Source organism: Streptomyces capillispiralis, assembly GCF_007829875.1.
Classification (GTDB): Bacteria; Actinomycetota; Actinomycetes; order Streptomycetales; family Streptomycetaceae; genus Streptomyces; species Streptomyces capillispiralis.
Genome location: NZ_VIWV01000001.1, coordinates 721,288 through 739,062 on the forward strand (window position 1 = coordinate 721,288; position 17,775 = coordinate 739,062).

Consider the following 17,775-nt stretch of genomic DNA (forward strand, 5'->3'; position numbering starts at 1 on the left):
CGCCGCGACGGGAGACAGGAAGCCGGTGCGAATCCGGCACGGTCCCGCCACTGTGACCGGGGAGCGCCCCTCCGACATGCCACTGCGCTGTGCGCGGGAAGGCGGAGGGAACGTCGATCCGGGAGTCAGGACACTGGTCCGTCGCGGGCCCGATCCGAGGAGCGCGGACTCCAGGAGGCTTCACGTGTCCCAATTGTTCACCCCTGCCCGCACGCGCGGGTTCCTTCGTTCCACGGCCGCTGCCATGGTTCTCTCGTCCGTGCTGCTGACCACCGGCTGCGGTGCGTCCGACGAGAGCGGCGCCGACGCAGAGGCCACCGCGGCCGCGCCCGAGGGCTTCCCGGTCACCATCGACAACTGCGGCGTGAAGACGACGTACGACAAGCCGCCGTCGCGGGTGGTCACCATCCACCAGCACCCGGCGGAGCTCATGCTCGCCCTCGGTCTGAAGGACCGCATGGCCGGAACGGCCTTCCCCGACTCCGCCGTCCTGCCCGAGCTGAAGAAGGACTACGAGTCCGTACCGGAACTGGCGGAGAGGGAACCGTCCTTCGAGACCGTCCTGGACGCCGAACCCGACCTCGTCTACGGCGGCTACGGCAGCGCCTTCGACGAGAAGGAGGGCCGCTCCCGCAAGGCGTTCGCCGACGCCGGCATCGACAGCTACCTCAACCGCGAGTACTGCGGCGAGAAGACGGTGACGATGAAGGACACCTACGACGAGATCCGCACCATCGGCAAGATCTTCGGCGTCCCGGACCGGGCCGACGAACTGGTCGCCGACCTCGAGGACCGCGTCGGCAAAGCCGCCGCCACGGTCGAGGGCGAGCCCGAGCTGCCCGTCTTCGTCTACGACAGCGGCGACAAGAGCGCCTTCACCGCGGGCGGCAAGAGCCTGGGCACCGAGCTGATCCGGCTGGCCGGCGGCGAGAACGTCTTCACCGACCTCGACGACGTCTTCGGTGACGTCTCCTGGGAGCAGGTCGTCGAGCGCAAGCCGGAGGTCATCGCCATCTACGACTACGCCGGCGCCGGAAGCGTGGGGGAGAAGAAGAAGTTCCTGCTCTCCCAGCCCGCGCTCGCCGACGTACCCGCCATCAGGAACAAGCGGTTCGTCGTCCTGCCGCTGACCGCCACCCTGGTCGGCATCCGCTCGGCCTACGCGGTCGAGGACCTGGCCCGCGGGCTGCACCCCGAGAGCTTCCGGTGACCCAGGCCGCCACCGGCGCGTCCACCGAGCGGACGGTTCAGCCGCACAAGACCACCGGGCCCGGGGCGGGCCGTACGAGGCCGGCGGTCACGCTGCTCGTACTCGCCGCTCTGCTCGTCGTCTCCGCCACGGCCGGCCTCGCCATCGGCTCCGTCCAGGTGCCGCCCGGCCAGGTGTGGGGCATCGTGACGCACGCGCTGGGTGCCGACTGGCAGGATCCGGACTGGTCGCGGGCCCGGGAGACCATTGTGGTGGACGTGCGGGCGCCGCGGGTGCTGCTCGGTGCGGTCACCGGGGCCGGTCTGGCGGTGATCGGTACCGCGTTGCAGGCCCTGGTGCGCAACCCGCTCGCCGAGCCGTACCTGCTCGGCGTCTCCTCCGGGGCGTCCCTCGGCGCGGTCTCCGTGATCGTGTTCGGGGTCACCCTCTTCGGGCCGGCCTCCCTGTCGGTGGCCGCCTTCGTGGGCGCCCTGGGCGCGCTCCTGCTCGTGTACGCCACCGCCCGCACCGGCGGCCGCATCACCTCGGCACGGCTGGTGCTGTCCGGGGTGGCGATCGCGGCGGTACTCACCGCGGTCCTCGATCTGCTGCTGCTCACCACCGACCGGGGCAACGAGGCCCGCGCGGTTCTCGCCTGGACCCTCGGCGGCCTCGGCGGGGTCAACTGGGGCACCCTGTGGCTGCCGAGCACGGCCCTGCTGCTCGGTGTCGGCGTCCTCATGGCGCAGGCCCGCAACCTGAACCTGCTGCTGGCCGGCGAGGAGGCGGCGACCACGATGGGTCTGGACGTGGCCCGGTTCCGTGCTCGTCTGTTCGTCGTGCTCTCCCTCGTCACGGGCGTGCTGGTCGCGGCGGCCGGACCCATCGGCTTCGTCGGCCTGATGATGCCGCACATCGTGCGCCTGTTCGTCGGCGGCGACCACCGCCGGGTCCTGCCGACGGCGGCACTCGGCGGAGCGGTCTTCCTCATCTGGGCCGACATCGCCGCGCGGACGATCGCCGCGCCGATGGAGATACCCGTCGGCGTACTCACGGCCCTGTGCGGCGGGCCGTTCTTCCTGTGGCTGATGCGCCGGGACGCCCGGCGCGGCACCGACCGAGGAGTGGCATGACCGCGACCGAACTGAGCGTCGACGGCGTCACGCTCAGCGCCGGAGCCCGTCACCTGGTGCGTGACGTCTCCCTGACCGCCCGTCCGGGTGAGACCATCGGGCTCGTCGGCCCCAACGGCAGCGGCAAGTCCAGCCTCCTGCGCACCGTCTACCGCGTCCTGCGCCCCGACACCGGTCAGGTCCGCGTCGACGGCGGCGACGCCTGGTCACTGTCGGTGCGGCAACTGGCCCGCACCGTGGCAGCGGTGGTCCAGGACTCGGCGGCCGACTTCGACCTCGCCGTCCGCGAGGTCGTCGCCATGGGCCGCACCCCACACAAACGACTCCTCGCCGGTGACACCCCCGAGGACGCCGACCTCATCGACTCCGCACTCCTGGCGGTCGACGCCGTCCACCTGGCCGACCGCCCCTTCGACCGGCTCTCCGGCGGCGAGCGCCAGCGCGTCCTCATCGCCCGCGCCCTCGCCCAGCAGCCCACGCTCCTCGTCCTCGACGAACCCACCAACCACCTCGACATCCGCCACCAACTGTCCGTGCTCGGCACCCTGCGCCGCCTGCCCACGACCGTCCTGCTGGCCCTGCACGACCTCAACCTGGCCGCCTACTACTGCGACCGCCTCTACGTCCTGCACGCCGGTGAGGTCACCGCCTCCGGCCCACCCGCCGAGATCCTCACCCCCCACCTCCTGGCCGAGGTCTACGGAGTGGAGACGGAAGTCACCATCCATCCGCGCACGGGCGCCCCGCAGGTGACGTTCCTCCCCGAAGAGCCACACGTCTGAAGGCACCAACCCGAGCCACCGCGTCCCGCCCGAGTGTGCGGGGGCTCGTGCGCCGGCCGTGCGACGGACCGCCCTGCGCGGCCACTGATCCGGTGCGCTCGGGAAACCGGCGTGCGCGTTAGCGTGACCCTCTGCCGCATGGAGTGTCCATGGGCCGGGTCGGCCCGCACGAGGGTCCGCGACGGAGAGTGACGGAACTGCGATGAGTGAACTGACGAAGCCCGAGGTCGACGTCCCGGAGGGTGCCGCGCCTGCCGAACTGACCGTCCGGGACCTGGTCGTCGGGGACGGACCCGAGGTGAAGCCGGGCACGGTGGTCAGGGTCCACTACGTCGGGGTGACCTTCGAGACCGGGAAGGAGTTCGACTCCTCCTGGGACCGTGACCAGCCCTTCAAGTTCGCACTGGGCAGCGGCAGGGTCATCAAGGGCTGGGACCGGGGGTTGAGGGGGATGAAGGTCGGCGGTCGGCGCGAGATCGTCGTTCCCCCGCGTCTCGGCTACGGCAACCAGTCGCCCTCGCCGTTGATCCCGCCGGGCTCGACCCTGGTCTTCGTGGTGGACCTGCTCGACTCGTACTCCGCCGGCGCAGGCGGCTGGAGCAACGCCCGCTGACCCGGACCGATCCTGTTTCCGCGCCCGCGCCCTCGCCCTCGCCCTCGCCCTCGCCCCAGGCGTTGCCGTCGTGGATCCGCGCGCACCCAGATCCTCCGCGCACTTCAGCGCCCACACCTCGAGTTCTCCGATCTGCCGGGAGTGAGCCCGTACGCGGTGCGGTCCTCGTCCTCGTAGTGAAGACGTCGGCCTCGCACTCCTCGCCGGTGTCCGGATCGGTGACGAGGAAACGGCCGCTGAGCGGATCGGTCTCCGGCCGTCGTTCCCGAACGGTCCTCGGCCGACGGCCCCTCACTCGCACCTGGAACAATGGTGATCAGTCACGGCGGGGCGGCGCGATCGGTTGCGCACCGTTCTTGCCGCGGCGGGGGACGACGGTGCTCGGCGACGGTGTGGCTGAGGGCGGCGATGCCGTCGACAGACGGGCAGAGAATACGGAGTGCTGCTGTTCATGCGGTTTCGAAAGAGCGCTGTCATCGCGGTTGTGTGTGCCTTGGCCGCTGGTGTCTCGGGGGACCGTGCCGGCACCTCCGCGCCCGCGGGGGGACCTGTGGAGGACCTCCTGAACGGCAGGGACTGGGCTCACTTCGCCGGCGGGAAGCCCACACGCACAGGGGTACGGGTCACACCCCTCGACCGGCGCATCACACGCCAGGACGGTACCGGCGGACAGCCGAACCCACCGGTGAACCTGCGCGGTCCCCACCTGGTGTTCCGAGGGGATATCCGGATCGAAGCCGGCCTGCGGCGCACGGATGACACGGATGCCTACCTGCATCTGTACGGTGAGACGCCGGTCATCTACGACGAATGGCGCTACGAACGGCGCGGCGTGCGCATCGGCGTGGTCGGCGGGAGGCTCCGGATCGACCGCTGGGACGGGGACTCCGACAGACCTGCGACGACCCGGACCTTCGGGAGCGGCCTGGGGCTCGAAGTCCGCCTCGCCGTCGAAGTCCGCGCGAACAGGCTTGTACTGGAGGCCGACGGCAGGGTCGTGGGAACCGTTCCCGCGCGGGACGTCTTCGGCAGTGGCCGCATCTGGTTCGGCGCGGACGCCGGAGCCCGCGGGAAGGGCTGGACCCTCAGCGATCTCCACGCGCGGTCACTGGGACGGGGCCGGATGTCCGTCGTGGACGCGCCCGGCCTGCGAGTGCCCCGGTCCAGCGATGCGATGCGTGATCTGGCGGCGGATCTCCCACGCCCGATCCATATGGGAACCGCCCTGGCCGCGGGCCCCTTGCTGACCGACAGCGCCTACCGCCGGACGGCGGGTGAGGAGTTCTCCATGCTTACGCCGGAGAACGACTTCAAGCCGCAGTTCGTCCAGCCTCGACGCGGCGTGTTCGCGTTCGCGGAAGGCGATACCTTGGTGGACTTCGCCGAGGCCAACAGCATGAAGGTGCACGCCCACACCCTCGTCTGGTTCGAAGCCCTGCCCGCATGGATGCGCGCCGAGATGACGGACGAGCAGCGCAGGCGCGTCATGGTGGAGCACATACGCGCGGTAGCGGGCCATTTCCGGGGGAAGGTGGCGGAATGGGACGTGGTGAACGAGCCCATGTCCGACGAGGACGAGGACTACTTCAACGGCAACCGGGGCGTGCGGCCGCAGTTGTGGTTCGAAGCGATGGGTGAGGAGTACATCGACATCGCCTTCCATGCTGCCCGCGAGGCCGACCCGCACGCGGTGCTGTACCTCAACGAGTACGGGGTGGAGGAGGACGGTCCACGCTGGGACGCCCTCTACGCGCTGCTGGTCCGGTTGAAGGAGCGGGGCGTTCCGATCGATGGCGTCGGTTTCCAGAACCACGACTACGCCGTCAGCGACCGTACCGACCCCGAGGTCTTCCGACGCAAGGTCAGGGCTTTGGCCGGACTCGGCCTGAAGGCCCGGGTCTCGGAGGCGGACGTCCTCGTCGACGAGGACGAAGAGGACATCCAGGCCCGCCAGTTGGCGGGGAAACTCGCGGTCTGCGGCGAAGAACCCAACTGCACCTCGTTCTCGACCTGGGGTTTCACCGACAAGTACGGCTCCACGGCTGACCTGCGGCACTATCCGCCGAGTCCGGGAAACGCTCTTCCCTGGGACGCGACGTACGAGGCGAAGCCCGCCTACTGGGCACTGCGTGACGTCCTGGACGACCAGTACGAAGACGACGCAGGGGACGACCGCCGGTAGGCACGCGCCGTACACCAGGACCCTTGGACGAAGCGGGATCGAGGTGAGCGCCCTCGGTTCTGGCTGCCGGCCATCGGCGGGGAATGGCAGGGCCCCGACGGGAGCCCGCTCGGCTGGGGCACGGTCGACGCCGGGGAGTCCGTGCGTGCCGCGCACCGTGCGCCGGACCTCGGTGTGACCTTCTTAACCGGCGCACCGCGTCATGCCGGGGGAATGCGGAACTCGAATTCGGGACGGTCCCACGGCACGGCGGGCGGGTTCGCGAGCGCGGTCCCGGTCCGCACCGCACCCGCGCGGTGGTAGAAGCCCTCGGCCGGACGATGCGACACGACCTTGACACGGTCGAGCCCGGCGGCACGGGCCTCGGACCGCATGTGGGCGACGAGCAGCCGTCCGATGCCCCGTCCCTGCGCCTCGTCGGCGACGAACAGCAGGTCGAGTTCCGGTGGAGCGAGGACGAGCGCGTAGAACCCGAGGACCCGGCCTCCGTGCTCGTCGGCGTCGACGGCCACGAAGGTGCGGTGGGCCTCGATGTAATCGGGACCGACCCGGTAGCCCGCGACTGCGGCTGCGTACTTGCCCGCGTAGGCGCCCGAGCCACGCACGAGCCGCGTGAGCCGTTTGGCATCCCGCGCCTCGGCCCTCCGTATCCTGATCGGCCCGCCGGCCGGGGAAGTGCGTGGACTCATCGGTCAAGTCTCGCACAGGGGCATGCCGACATGCGGCGGGTCACTGCTCGGGCGGGATCCCCGCACCGCTCCCGTGGGCCGCTCGGCTTCGCGAGGACCGCCACCGTGGCGGCGGCCCTCGCGATCATCGGTGATGTCCTGGTACGGGCGAGGTCAGGCGCGGGTCCAGCGCTGGTTGTTGCCGTTCGAGCAGGAGTAGAGCTGGATCAGCGTGCCGTTGGCGGTGCCGCTGCCGACGGCGTCGAGGCAGAGGCCGGACTGGACGCCGACGACGGATCCGTCGGAGTTGAGGCGCCACTTCTGGTTGTCGCCGCCCCAGCAGCTGTAGATCTGGACCTTGGCACCGTTGCCGGTGCCGGCGGCGTCCAGGCACTTGTCGCCGTAGACCCGGAGCTCACCGGCGTCGGTGTACGTCCACTGCTGGTTGGTGCCGTCGTGGCAGTCCCACAGCTGGACCTGGGTGCCGTCGGTGGTGCTGCTGCTGGGCACGTCCAGGCAGCGGCCCGAAGCGACGCCCTTGATCGTTTGGCCGTCCCCGGGCGGCGTCGTGGAGCCGCCGTTGAGTGCGTTGAGGACAGCGGTGTAGGCGGGCTTCTTGCTGCCGTCGTTGTTGAACAGCAGCGGCGTGTCCCCCGCTCGCCAGGAGTCGCTGTCCCGGACACCCCAGACGGTGACGCCGAGGCAGCGCGAGACGGCCAGGCAGTCGTTGACCACGTTGGCGTAGGTCGTGGGCGAGGCACCCTGGATGTCGAGTTCGGTGACGGCCACGTCGACGCCGAGGGCGGCGAAGTTCTGCAGGGTGGTGCGGAAGTTGCTGTTGTAGGGGCTGCCGCTGTTGAAGTGCGACTGGAAGCCGACGCAGTCGATCGGCACACCGCGCTGCTTGAAGTCCCGGACCATGTTGTACATGGCCTGGGTCTTGGCCCAGGTCCAGTTCTCGACGTTGTAGTCGTTGTAGCAGAGCTTGGCGGACGGGTCGGCGGCGCGCGCGGTGCGGAAGGCGACCTCGATCCAGTCGTTGCCGGTGCGCTGCAGGTTGGAGTCGCGCCGGGCTCCCGAACTTCCGTCGGCGAAGGCCTCGTTCACGACGTCCCACTGCGCGATCTTGCCCTTGTAGTGGCTCATCACGCCGTTGATGTGGTCGATCATCGCCTGGCGCAGCGCGTTGCCGCTGAGGCTCTGCATCCAGCCGGGCTGCTGGGAGTGCCAGGCCAGGGTGTGGCCGCGCACCTCCTTGCCGTTCTGCACCGCCCAGTTGTAGACGCGGTCGGCGGCGGTGAAGTTGAACTGGCCCCGCTGCGGCTGGGTGGCGTCGATCTTCATCTCGTTCTCGGCCGTCACCGAGTTGAACTCACGGGCCGCGATCGTCGCGTACGTCGAGTCGCTCAGCCTGTTCGCGGCGATGGCGACGCCGAAGTAGCGGCCGCTCTGCGCCGCCGCGGCGCCGAGCGTGCTCTCGGCGGCCTGAGCGGGCGGCGGCGCGACCAGGGCCGCGACCATACCCAGGACGCCGGCGACCACCGCCAGCAGCAGAACGCGGATCTTCCGCCGGACGACGGGTCTGGGAAGGGCGTATGAGCCCATGGCTGTGCCTCCAAGGTAGGGATGACGGGATCACCGGACACCGCGGTCATGGGGATCCGGACGAATCTCGACCGGCACGGACGAGCCCGGCCGGCCGCCGAGTGGCGTACGCCGGGCGGCAGCGGTCTTCCGGCACGGCACGCGGGTACTGCATCGCGGCCCGTCCGGGAGCCGGGACGAGAAACGGTGTGACGCCGGCGCTTCGGCGCGCGGATCCGCCGGGCAGCCGTGCACGGCTCTGCAGTGCGGCGCAAGTCTGTCCAGGACCCGCGTTGTTCGACATCTCGGTCTGCGGTCGGGTTACCAGACAGATGATTGAGAGTTGATGAGGACTCGTCAACCCTCGCGGCAGAAAAAGTTTCCGCTGCCGTCTCGCAAGTTTCGATGCTGCGTCGAGGTGAACGAGACCCTGAGTCGGCGAGCCACCATCGCCGAACCACCTGGAGGTCTGCCCTGCGGGGAGGATCTGTTTGCGGACAGTTCGACGACAGGCCTTGACCGGAGGGCGCCGCCTTCCTAGCTTGTGGCGTCACAGATCCGAGATCGGTTCGAAACTTTCGCATCCCTGCCCCGGCGCGGTTGCCGCTCCGCGGTTCTTCGGCGCGGCACCCCACCCCGCCCCCAAGGAGGCCCTCCGATGTGGCTTCGTCACCCGTCCCCGGTCCGCCCCAGACGCTTACTCGGCGTCCTCGCGCCCTTGCTGCTGCTGGCCACCTTCCTCGGTGCCCAGCCCGCCGAGGCCGCGACCGTCGACCCCAACGCCTCGTACGTGCTGGTCAACCGCAACAGCGGCAAGGCCCTGGACGTCTACAACCTGGCGACCGACGACGGCGCCCGCGTCACCCAGTGGACCAGGAACGACCAGAGCCAGCAGCAGTGGCAGTTCGTCGACTCCGGAGACGGCTACTACCGCGTCAAGTCCCGCCATTCGGGCAAGGTGCTGGACGTCCACAACTGGTCCACCGCGAACGGCGGCTCGATCGTCCAGTGGACCGACCTGAACGCCACCAACCAGCAGTGGCGGCTGGCCGACAGCTCGGACGGCTACGTGCGGCTCGTCTCGCGCCACAGCAACAAGGCCCTCGAAGTACAGGGCGGTTCCACCGCCGACAACGCGAACGTCGTGCAGTACGACGACTGGGGCGGCACCAACCAGCAGTGGCAGCTCGTCAAGGCCGGCGCCGACACCCCCGGCTCGTGTGATCTCCCGTCGGCCTACCGCTGGACGTCGACGGGCGCGCTGGCGCAGCCCAAGCAGGGGTGGGTCTCGCTCAAGGACTTCACCGTCGCCCCCTACAACGGCAGGCAACTCGTCTACGCCACCACGCACGACACGGGGACGCGGTGGGGTTCGATGAACTTCGGCCTGTTCACCAACTGGTCGGAGATGGCCTCGGCCGGCCAGAACACGATGTCCAACTCGACCGTCGCACCCACGCTCTTCTACTTCGCGCCCAAGAACATCTGGGTGCTCGCCTACCAGTGGGGCCGGACCGCGTTCTCCTACCGGACGTCGAGCGACCCCACCAACCCGAACGGCTGGTCGTCCGAGCAGGTGCTCTTCTCCGGAAGCATCTCCGACTCCAAAACGGGTCCCATCGACCAGACCCTCATCGGTGACGGCACGAACATGTACCTGTTCTTCGCCGGCGACAACGGCAAGATCTACCGGGCCTCCATGCCGATCGGGAACTTCCCGGGCAGCTTCGGCTCGACCTCGACGGTGGTCATGAGCGATACGACGAACAACCTGTTCGAAGCCCCGCAGGTCTACAAGCTGCAGGGCCAGAACAAGTACCTCATGATCGTCGAGGCGATCGGCTCGCAGGGCCGGTACTTCCGCTCGTTCACGGCCACGAGCCTGAACGGCTCCTGGACGCCCCAGGCCGCGACCGAGAGCAATCCCTTCGCCGGCAAGGCCAACAGCGGCGCCACGTGGACCAACGACATCAGCCACGGCGAACTGATCCGCACCAGCGCCGATCAGACCATGACCGTCGATCCCTGCAATCTGCAGTTGCTCTACCAGGGACGCAGCCCCAACTCCGGCGGTGACTACGGCCTCCTGCCCTACCGTCCGGGTCTGCTGACCCTGCGACGCTGACGGCGGGACGCGGGCCCGGCGGAAGGCCGGGCCCGCCACGCCGTGCTCGTGGGCGAGGCGGGCCCGGCCGTTGTCCGCGCGGTGGCCGGTCAGCGACGGGCGGTACCGATACCGACGGGCGCCTGCTCCTCAGCCGTGTCAGGCGTCGCTTCCGGCGCGTCCCGCGGCGAGCAGCTGCGTCTCCCAGCCGTAGGCGACGCCGGTGGCGCCCCCGTGCTGGAGCAGAAGCTCGGTCAGGCCCGGGAGGGTCTCCTCCCGCGCGTAGTCGCGCTGCCACTCGCTCACCACGGCCAGCCAGGTGATCGGCACCACACCCGCCTGGACCATGCGCCGCACGGCCATGTCATGGGATTCCGCCGAGGCACCGCCCGAGGCGTCGGTGACGACGAAGACCTCGAAGCCCTCACCCGCCGCCTGTATCGCCGGCATCGCGACACAGACCTCCGTCCAGAGGCCGGCGATGATCAGCTTCTTGCGGCCGGTCGCCTTGACGGCGTCGACGACGCGCTCGTCCTGCCAGGTGTTGACCCACGTGCGGTCGATCGGCTTCTGCTCCGGGAACACGTCCTGGAGCCCCTTGATGAGGTAGCCGCCGCGCTCCTCCAGCACGGTCGTCAGGACGGTCGGCACGTCGAACAGCTTGGCGGCCTTGGCCAGACCGACCGCGTTGTTCACGATCACCGTGGGTTCGTGGCTGTGCAGGTTGGCGAACTGGAACGGCTGGTGGTCGATCAGGACGACGACGCTCTCCTCGGGCGTCAGCAGCGCCTGCAGTCCGGACTTCGTCTCGTTGCTCATGGGATCCCTCTCCGGGTCTGTGTATCCGCGTGTGCGGAGCGCTCGGACGGACGCCGTCGACGGCGATGCCGGGCAGCGGCCGTACGCGTTCGCGCGGTCGCCCCTCAGGTCGGTTCGGCCGGTCATCACGCCGCGTCGGCTGACATCGCGTCACGAACGGGCTCGGCCCCCGCATCCCCCACACCCCCCGCATGAAGACCGTCCGCGGACTCGGTGACGGGGCCGTCCGAACAAGTTGATGACGTGTCATCTACATTAGCATCGACGATTGACGTGTCAACTAGATGAGTAATCCAACACCGTTGCTGCACGCGGCAGTTGACCACCCGCGCCGAGCCGGCGCGACCAGGCCGTCCCGACGCACGCGCGACTGGTCGCGGTGGGCGATCGTCTCCGTCGGCCCGGCGTACGGTGCCGGGCGGCGTCCGGGCAGGCCGGCTTCAGAAGTGGGCGAAGTGAGTGACGTGGGCGAGCCTGGGGTGGTCTCTGCCAGGAGCAGGAGTGGGAGGAACGGCCGGGCGAGTCAGCCGAGCCGTGTCTTCAGCCACCGCAGGACATCAGGCGTCACCGGGTCCGTGATGTCCGCGAACTCGTCGTCGCGCTGGAGGGACTGGGCGACGTAGGGGCAGACCGCGACGATCCGCATTCCGGACGCGCGCACGTCGGCCAGCGCCTGCCGGACCAGTCGCGAGGCCAGCCCTTGGCCGGCGAAAGCCTCGTCGATCTCCGTGTGGAAGAAGACCCGTCGCACGCCCCGGTCGCGGTAGGCGGTCAGTCCTGCGCGTTGGCCGTCGACCAGGATCTCGTACCGGCGACCGGCGTCCGCACGCTCGACGACCGTGGCGCCGGAGGGCTCGCTCATGGTGTGCCCTTCGCAAGGGAGGTCAGCGGACCGGTCGCTCGCCGCTCAGGTGCCCGGACCGGCACACCCCCGGCGCCCCCGCCACCTCGTCAAGGGGCGGGCACCCGCGCCAGGCGCGTGCTCCCGCCCCGCCTCGACGGGGGCGAGGGTGTCACCGGCCGCAGGGCCCCGCGTGGTCGCAGTACGGCTGGAGGCGGCTCTGTCCGCAGCCGCACAGCACGACCCTGGTCTCGGCGCGCGGGCCGTGCGGCGTGTCCACACGCAGCTCGCCGCGCACGGTCAGCTGCCCGGTGGAGCCGCGGGTGATCGTGGTGGGCCCGTCAGCGGCTTCCGTCCCGCCGTCCGCGCGTTCGTACTGGAGCGCGCCCGAGGGACAGCGCCGCACCACTTCCGCCAGACGATCGGCCGCGGCCCTGTCCGGCTGGATCCACGGTCGTCTCGTCGTGTCGAACACCTCGGGCAGGCCGTGGACGCATGCGGCGGCATGGAGGCAGCGCCCGGCCTCGAAGGTCACCGTGATCGACTCCGTGCGGTACGCCTTCCGGTCGGATGCGCCGCTCATGCCCGCCTCCCTCGCCGCCGTGCCCGGCTCGTCAGTCACTGACCCTGCTGCGGGACTGGTACAGCAGGTCCTGGTACTCGGGGTGCCGGCCGATCCAGCCCGCGAAGAAGGGGCAGGTGGCCAGCACCCGCAGGTTCGCGGCGCGTGCCTCGTCGAGGGCGGTGCGGACCAGCGCGGACCCGACACCCAAACCCTCGTACTCCGTCTCGACCTCGGTGTGCACGAACGCGACGAGCTCCGTCGTACGGATGTATTCCGCGACGCCCGCCACCTTGGACGCTCCGTCGACACGGGCCTCGTAGCGCTTCGCCTCGGGCACGTGGCTCACTTCGACCGTCATGTGTCCTCCTCGTGGGGTCCGGTCCCGCTCGACTCGACGGAATCCCGCGACCGGGACAGCAGCCTAGCCCCATCATGTTGATGCATCAACCGAGTGGATGAGGTGTCAACAATCTCGTTAGACTGCCCTCATGGACGCTCCGCCGCGCTGGCTCGACCACGAAGAGAAGGCCGCCTGGGACAACTTCATCCGCATGCAGGAGCAACTCATCGGACGGTTGTCCCGCCATCTGCAGGCCGACTCCGGAATGTCCGCCGCCGACTACATCGTGCTCGTCAGCCTCACCGAGCGGGGCGACGGGCGGATGCGCTTCCTGGACCTGGCCAAACTCGTGGAGTGGGAAAAGAGCCGCATGTCCCATCAGGTCACGCGGATGGCGAAACGCGGGCTCGTGGCCAGGGAGGAATGCCCCGACGACGGACGCGGAGCATTCATCGTCGCCACCCCGGCCGGTTACCGGGCGATCCAAGAGGCCGCACCCCAGCACGTCGAGCACGTCCGCCGCCTCTTCATCGATGCCCTGACCCCGAACCAGCTCAGCACACTCGCCCGGCTCAGCAAGCGCGTCCTGGACCACATGGAGAAGCAGCCGGACTGACCGGGCGGGGGGGGCTTCCCAGGGGGCCGGGCCCGAACGCCGGGGCGGCCGGCCCGAGGGCGACCGGATACAGTGCGCCGGACGGCAGTCCGGTCAGGGAGGGGAAGCGTGACCGACACCAGCAACGCCCGGCCCGCCGAGGATGGGGCGCGAGCGCCGCGGCAGAGCCGGCTGCACCGCCTGATGCGCTACGTCCCCCTGATCGCTCCCGTCCTGCTGTGGGCCGTGCCCTGCTGGGTGCTCCTGCACAGCGGCCAGCACTGGCCGCTGCCCGTCGCACTGGTCGGCACCGCCCTGTTCGCCCTCGGCCTCGTCGGGATGCCGCTCGCGATGGCGCGCGGCCACGGCCGGCGCCAGCAGGACCGGGCGGCGATCATCGGTGACACCCTGCTGGGCGCCGGCTGGGTCCTGTTCACCTGGTCCGTCGTGTTCGGCGTCCTGCTGCGGCTCGCGCTGACCGTGGCCGGCGTCGGCGAGGGTCAGGACCGGGCCCGCATCGTCACCTGGGCCGTCCTCGGCGTGACCGCCGTACTGCTCGCCTGGGGGTACACCGAGGCCCGACGCGTGCCCCGCGTGCGCCGACTCGACGTGCGACTCCCGCGCCTGGGCGCCGGGCTGGACGGCCTCCGCGTCGTCCTCATCACCGACACCCACTACGGCCCACTCGACCGCGCCCGCTGGTCGGCACGGGTGTGCGAGACGGTGAACACCCTGGAAGCCGACCTGGTCTGCCACACCGGCGACATCGCGGACGGCACGGCCGAACGCCGCCGCGCCCAGGCCGTCCCGCTCGGTACCGTGCGGGCCACCCGTGCCCGCGTGTACGTCACCGGCAACCACGAGTACTACAGCGAGGCCCAGGGCTGGGTCGACCTGATGGACGAGCTGGGCTGGAAGCCGCTGCGCAACCGCCATCTGCTGCTGGAACGCGGAGGCGACACCCTCGTGGTCGCGGGCGTGGACGACGTCACCGCCGAGTCCTCCGGCCTGGCGGGCCACCGCGCCCACCTCGCCGGAGCCCTGGACGGCGCCGACCCCGACCTGCCCGTCCTGCTCCTGGCCCACCAGCCCAAGTTCATCGACCGGGCGGCGGCAGCCGGCATCGACCTCCAGCTCTCCGGGCACACCCACGGCGGCCAGATCTGGCCCTTCCACCACCTGGTCCGCCTCGACCAGCCCGCCCTCGCCGGACTCAGCCACCACGGTCCCCGCACCCTCCTCTACACCAGCCGCGGCACCGGCTTCTGGGGCCCGCCGTTCCGCGTCTTCGCGCCCAGCGAGATCACCCTGCTCGTCCTCCGCTCCCCCGACCTGCCCACCTCTCCGTAGAACCGGGCGGGCCGACACCACTCGCCTCGCTTCGCCGGTCGGTCGGTCGGTCGGTCGGTCGAACCGTGTCCTGCCCGGCGGGCGGCCGACGGCTCCACCGCCGCTACGAGCGCGAGGCCGACACGTCCTCGCCTTCGTCGGCCGCTCCTGTGGTGAGCCTGCTGCGCATCCTCACAGGTTCTCTGTGCGCGGCCGGCCGGGACGGCTCGTACTCGGCCGCTCGCGCGCCACGGTTCGCTGCTCACCGGCCCCGACGTGGAGGTGGGCGGCCGATCCGGCGGGAGGCGGCCCGCAAGGTGTCTCTCACCTCCGTCGTGTCCGGAGTATTGACGGTCCGTGAAACAACTCAATAATTTCAGTATCTTCGACTCACAGGGAGTGCCATGGGGCCGCCTTCGAGGACCGGCCGCGTCGGCCGGCTCGCCGGGGGCGGTGTCCTGCCGATGTGAGGGTCCGTCAGCACTCCGCGGGTCTGTCCGGGCTCCGACGTCGTGCGCGTCGGTCTCGCGGCGCGCGATGCGGCCGGGAGGCCGGTGGCCGCGATTCCGACAGGAGGGACCACCCATGGGCCGCTACAGCCGGCTCCACCGCATCCAGCAGCTGGATCCGCAGCGGGACTTCGAGCAGATCTACCGTTGGATCACCCACTACGAGTTCCCCCGCGACTACCTCCACGGGACGTCGACCGCGTTCCTGCGCGACTTCGGCGTCCCGCGCATCTCCCGGCTCCTGGACCGCACCCAGGAGTTCGAACGCGCCGGTCAGAAGCGGTACGACGACACGGTGCTGATCACGTACGAGATGGTGCGCGAGGGAATGGACTCGGAGCACGGCCGGGCGGCCGCCCGGCACCTGAACCGCATACACGGCCGTTACCGGATCCCCAACGAGGACTTCCTCTACGTGCTGGCCACCACGGTGGTGGGGCCGAAGCGGTGGATCGACCGGTTCGGCTGGCGGCGCCTGTCCGCGCAGGAGACCGAAAGTCTGGCGCTGGTGGGGCGGCGGATGGGCGAGATGATGGGCATCTCCGGTGTGCCGGACACCTACGCCGCGTTCGAGCGGCTGCACGACGACTACGAGCGGGAGATGTTCGCCTACGACCCCGCCAACCGCAGGGTCGCCGCGGCCACCCTGCGGGTCATGGCGTCCTGGTATCCGGCCGCGGTCCGGCGGCCGGTGACCCGGATCCTGCTCGCCGTCCTGGACGAACCGCTGCTGGAGGCGCTCGGTTTCCGCCCGCAGCCGCGCCCGCTGCGGGCCGCCGCGCACCGCGCGTTCCGGACCAGGGCCGCGCTGATCCGCCTGCTGCCCGGACGGCCGGAGCGGTTCCCGCGCAGGCCCAGGGCGCGCACCTACCCCTTCGGCTGGACCCTGGACGACCTGGGTCCGCACTGGGCGCACTCCCGCCCGCCGACCCCGCTCCCGGGCGAGACACCGCCGGAAGGGGACTCCGTTCCGGCGCGGCCGTCCGCCCCCCGACATCCCCGTCAGGAGAGCCCATGACCGGCACCGTCCCGGCCGCCGCACCCCACGCCACGACCTTCACCACGTACTCCCCCGCGACCGGCGAGCCGCTCGCCGAACACCCGGTGCACGGACCGGAGGAGGTCTCCCGTGCCGTGGCCCGGGCCCGGGCCGCCCAGGCCGGCTGGGCGGCGCTGCCCGCGTCCCGGCGCCGTGCCCTGCTGCTGGGCTGGAAGAAGGCCCTCGCCACCGAGCTGGACGCCGTGGCCCGCACCATCGCCGAGGAGACCGGCAAGCCGGCCGGTGACGCCGCGATGGAGGTCGTGCTCACGCTGGAGCACCTGGGCTGGGCCGCCCGCCACGCCTGGCGCGTGCTGCGCCGGCGGAGGGTGGGCACGGGGCTGTTCACCGCCCACCAGCGGGCCTCGCTGGTGCACCGGCCGCTGGGGGTGGTCGGTGTGATCGGCCCCTGGAACTACCCCCTCTACACCCCGATGGGCTCCATCGGTTACGCCCTGGCCGCGGGGAACGGCGTGGTCTTCAAGCCGTCCGAGCTGACCCCGGGCACCGGGGTCCTGCTGGCCGAGCTCTTCGACGCCGCCGTCCCCGGGCACGCCGGGCTGCTCACCACCGTCACCGGCGCGGCGCCCACCGGGGACGCCCTGGCCCGGTCCGGGGTCGACAAGCTGGCGTTCACCGGTTCGCCGGGGACCGCCCGCAAGGTGATGGCGGTGTGCGCGGGGACGCTGACGCCGTTCCTCGCCGAATGCGGCGGGAAGGACGCGGTGATCGTCACCGCGGACGCGGACCTGGACGCGGCCGCCGACGCGATCGCGTGGGGCGCGCTGAGCAACGCGGGGCAGACCTGCGCGGGGGTGGAGCGCGTCTACGCGGTGCGGGAGATCCACGAGGAGCTGTGCGCACGCGTGGTCGAGCGGGCGGAGTCGTTGCGCCCGGGTGCGGAGGCGGACGCGTCCTACGGTCCGATGACGCTGCCGGACCAGGTCGCGGTCGTCGAGCGGCATGTCACCGGTGCGGTCGCGGCGGGCGGGCGGGCCCTGCTGGGCGGGCCCGGGTCGGTCCGCCCTCCGTACGTCGCTCCGGTCGTGCTGACCGGCGTACCGGAGGACGCGGCGGCGATGGCGGAGGAGACCTTCGGGCCCGTCGTCGCGATCAACCCGGTGGCCGACGTGGACGAGGCGGTGGAGCGGGCCAACGCCTCGCGTTACGCCCTGGGGGCCGCGGTGTTCTGCCGGGGCGGGCGCGCCGGTGCGGCGATCGCGGCGCGCCTGCGCGCGGGGGCGGTGTCGGTGAACTCGGTGCTGGGCTTCGCGGCGGTGCCGGCGCTGCCGTTCGGCGGTTCGCAGGACTCCGGTTTCGGGCGGATCCACGGCGAGGAGGGGCTGCGGGCCTTCACCTCCGTGCAGTCGGTGACGGTGCAGCGGTTCTCCCCGCCGGTCGCGCTGACCTCGTTCGGGGTTCCGGCCGCCACGCGGGAGCGCGCCGTGCGGCTGGCCCGGGCCCTGCACCGGCGCCGCTGAGC

General features: G+C 70.9%; 16 protein-coding genes and 1 riboswitch. Of the genes, 10 read left to right on the forward strand and 6 right to left on the reverse strand.

Annotated features, from left to right (window positions below):
* The first annotated feature begins 15 nt into the window (after window positions 1-15).
* A riboswitch (cobalamin riboswitch) is annotated at window positions 16-136 on the forward strand.
* A 108-nt stretch (window positions 137-244) separates the two neighbouring features.
* The 5 genes from FHX78_RS02700 (at window position 245) to FHX78_RS02720 (ending at window position 5,899) form a co-directional block, all read left to right on the forward strand.
* Window positions 245-1,210: an ABC transporter substrate-binding protein gene (locus tag FHX78_RS02700; RefSeq protein ID WP_145865855.1), complete on the forward strand. Its 966-nt coding sequence runs from the start codon at window positions 245-247 to the stop codon at window positions 1,208-1,210.
* Window positions 1,207-2,322: a FecCD family ABC transporter permease gene (locus tag FHX78_RS02705; protein WP_145865856.1), complete on the forward strand. Its 1,116-nt coding sequence runs from the start codon at window positions 1,207-1,209 to the stop codon at window positions 2,320-2,322. Before FHX78_RS02700 ends, FHX78_RS02705 begins: the two co-directional genes overlap by 4 nt.
* A complete protein-coding gene (locus tag FHX78_RS02710; RefSeq protein ID WP_145865857.1) occupies window positions 2,319-3,104 on the forward strand; it encodes an ABC transporter ATP-binding protein in 786 nt (261 codons plus the stop codon). Before FHX78_RS02705 ends, FHX78_RS02710 begins: the two co-directional genes overlap by 4 nt.
* Window positions 3,105-3,306: 202 nt before the next feature.
* On the forward strand, window positions 3,307-3,717 hold the full coding sequence (locus FHX78_RS02715; protein ID WP_145865858.1) for an FKBP-type peptidyl-prolyl cis-trans isomerase: 411 nt from the start codon (window positions 3,307-3,309) through the stop codon (window positions 3,715-3,717).
* 550 nt (window positions 3,718-4,267) lie between these two features.
* Window positions 4,268-5,899 (forward strand): endo-1,4-beta-xylanase, encoded by a 1,632-nt coding sequence (locus FHX78_RS02720; RefSeq protein ID WP_229923929.1) that lies wholly within the window; start codon window positions 4,268-4,270, stop codon window positions 5,897-5,899.
* A gap of 200 nt (window positions 5,900-6,099) precedes the next feature.
* On the opposite strand, the gene FHX78_RS02730 is transcribed toward FHX78_RS02720, so the two are convergent.
* Entirely contained in the window at window positions 6,100-6,588 is a 489-nt protein-coding gene (locus FHX78_RS02730; RefSeq protein WP_145865859.1) for a GNAT family N-acetyltransferase, read from the reverse strand.
* A 153-nt stretch (window positions 6,589-6,741) separates the two neighbouring features.
* On the reverse strand, window positions 6,742-8,172 hold the full coding sequence (locus FHX78_RS02735) for an endo-1,4-beta-xylanase (RefSeq protein WP_145865860.1): 1,431 nt from the start codon (window positions 8,170-8,172) through the stop codon (window positions 6,742-6,744).
* Window positions 8,173-8,809: 637 nt separating this feature from the next.
* On the opposite strand from FHX78_RS02735, the gene FHX78_RS02740 reads away from it, so the two are divergent.
* Entirely contained in the window at window positions 8,810-10,276 is a 1,467-nt protein-coding gene (locus tag FHX78_RS02740) for a non-reducing end alpha-L-arabinofuranosidase family hydrolase (RefSeq protein ID WP_145865861.1), read from the forward strand.
* Window positions 10,277-10,414: 138 nt separating this feature from the next.
* Here the strand turns inward: FHX78_RS02740 and FHX78_RS02745 are convergent, their stop codons facing one another.
* The 4 genes from FHX78_RS02745 to FHX78_RS02760 form a co-directional block, all read right to left on the reverse strand.
* Window positions 10,415-11,074, reverse strand: a complete 660-nt coding sequence (locus tag FHX78_RS02745; RefSeq protein ID WP_145865862.1) for a hydrolase — start codon at window positions 11,072-11,074, stop codon at window positions 10,415-10,417.
* A gap of 523 nt (window positions 11,075-11,597) precedes the next feature.
* Window positions 11,598-11,936 carry a GNAT family N-acetyltransferase gene (locus FHX78_RS02750; RefSeq protein ID WP_145865863.1) on the reverse strand — a complete coding sequence of 113 codons (339 nt, stop codon included), beginning with the start codon at window positions 11,934-11,936 and terminating at the stop codon, window positions 11,598-11,600.
* A gap of 151 nt (window positions 11,937-12,087) precedes the next feature.
* Window positions 12,088-12,498, reverse strand: coding sequence for a (4Fe-4S)-binding protein (locus tag FHX78_RS02755; protein WP_145865864.1), 411 nt, complete (start codon window positions 12,496-12,498; stop codon window positions 12,088-12,090).
* Window positions 12,499-12,529: 31 nt separating this feature from the next.
* Window positions 12,530-12,838, reverse strand: a complete 309-nt coding sequence (locus FHX78_RS02760) for a GNAT family N-acetyltransferase (RefSeq protein WP_145865865.1) — start codon at window positions 12,836-12,838, stop codon at window positions 12,530-12,532.
* Window positions 12,839-12,968: 130 nt separating this feature from the next.
* Between FHX78_RS02760 and FHX78_RS02765 the strand changes: the two genes are divergently transcribed.
* The 4 genes from FHX78_RS02765 to FHX78_RS02780 all read left to right on the forward strand — a co-directional run bounded on the left by FHX78_RS02765 (window position 12,969) and on the right by FHX78_RS02780 (window position 17,773).
* Window positions 12,969-13,436 carry a MarR family winged helix-turn-helix transcriptional regulator gene (locus FHX78_RS02765; protein ID WP_145865866.1) on the forward strand — a complete coding sequence of 156 codons (468 nt, stop codon included), beginning with the start codon at window positions 12,969-12,971 and terminating at the stop codon, window positions 13,434-13,436.
* 108 nt (window positions 13,437-13,544) lie between these two features.
* Window positions 13,545-14,765, forward strand: a complete 1,221-nt coding sequence (locus FHX78_RS02770; protein ID WP_145865867.1) for a metallophosphoesterase — start codon at window positions 13,545-13,547, stop codon at window positions 14,763-14,765.
* A gap of 564 nt (window positions 14,766-15,329) precedes the next feature.
* Entirely contained in the window at window positions 15,330-16,271 is a 942-nt protein-coding gene (locus FHX78_RS02775) for an oxygenase MpaB family protein (protein WP_145865868.1), read from the forward strand.
* Window positions 16,268-17,773, forward strand: coding sequence for an aldehyde dehydrogenase family protein (locus tag FHX78_RS02780; RefSeq protein WP_145865869.1), 1,506 nt, complete (start codon window positions 16,268-16,270; stop codon window positions 17,771-17,773). The genes FHX78_RS02775 and FHX78_RS02780 overlap by 4 nt, the downstream gene beginning before the upstream one ends.
* Window positions 17,774-17,775 lie beyond the last annotated feature (2 nt).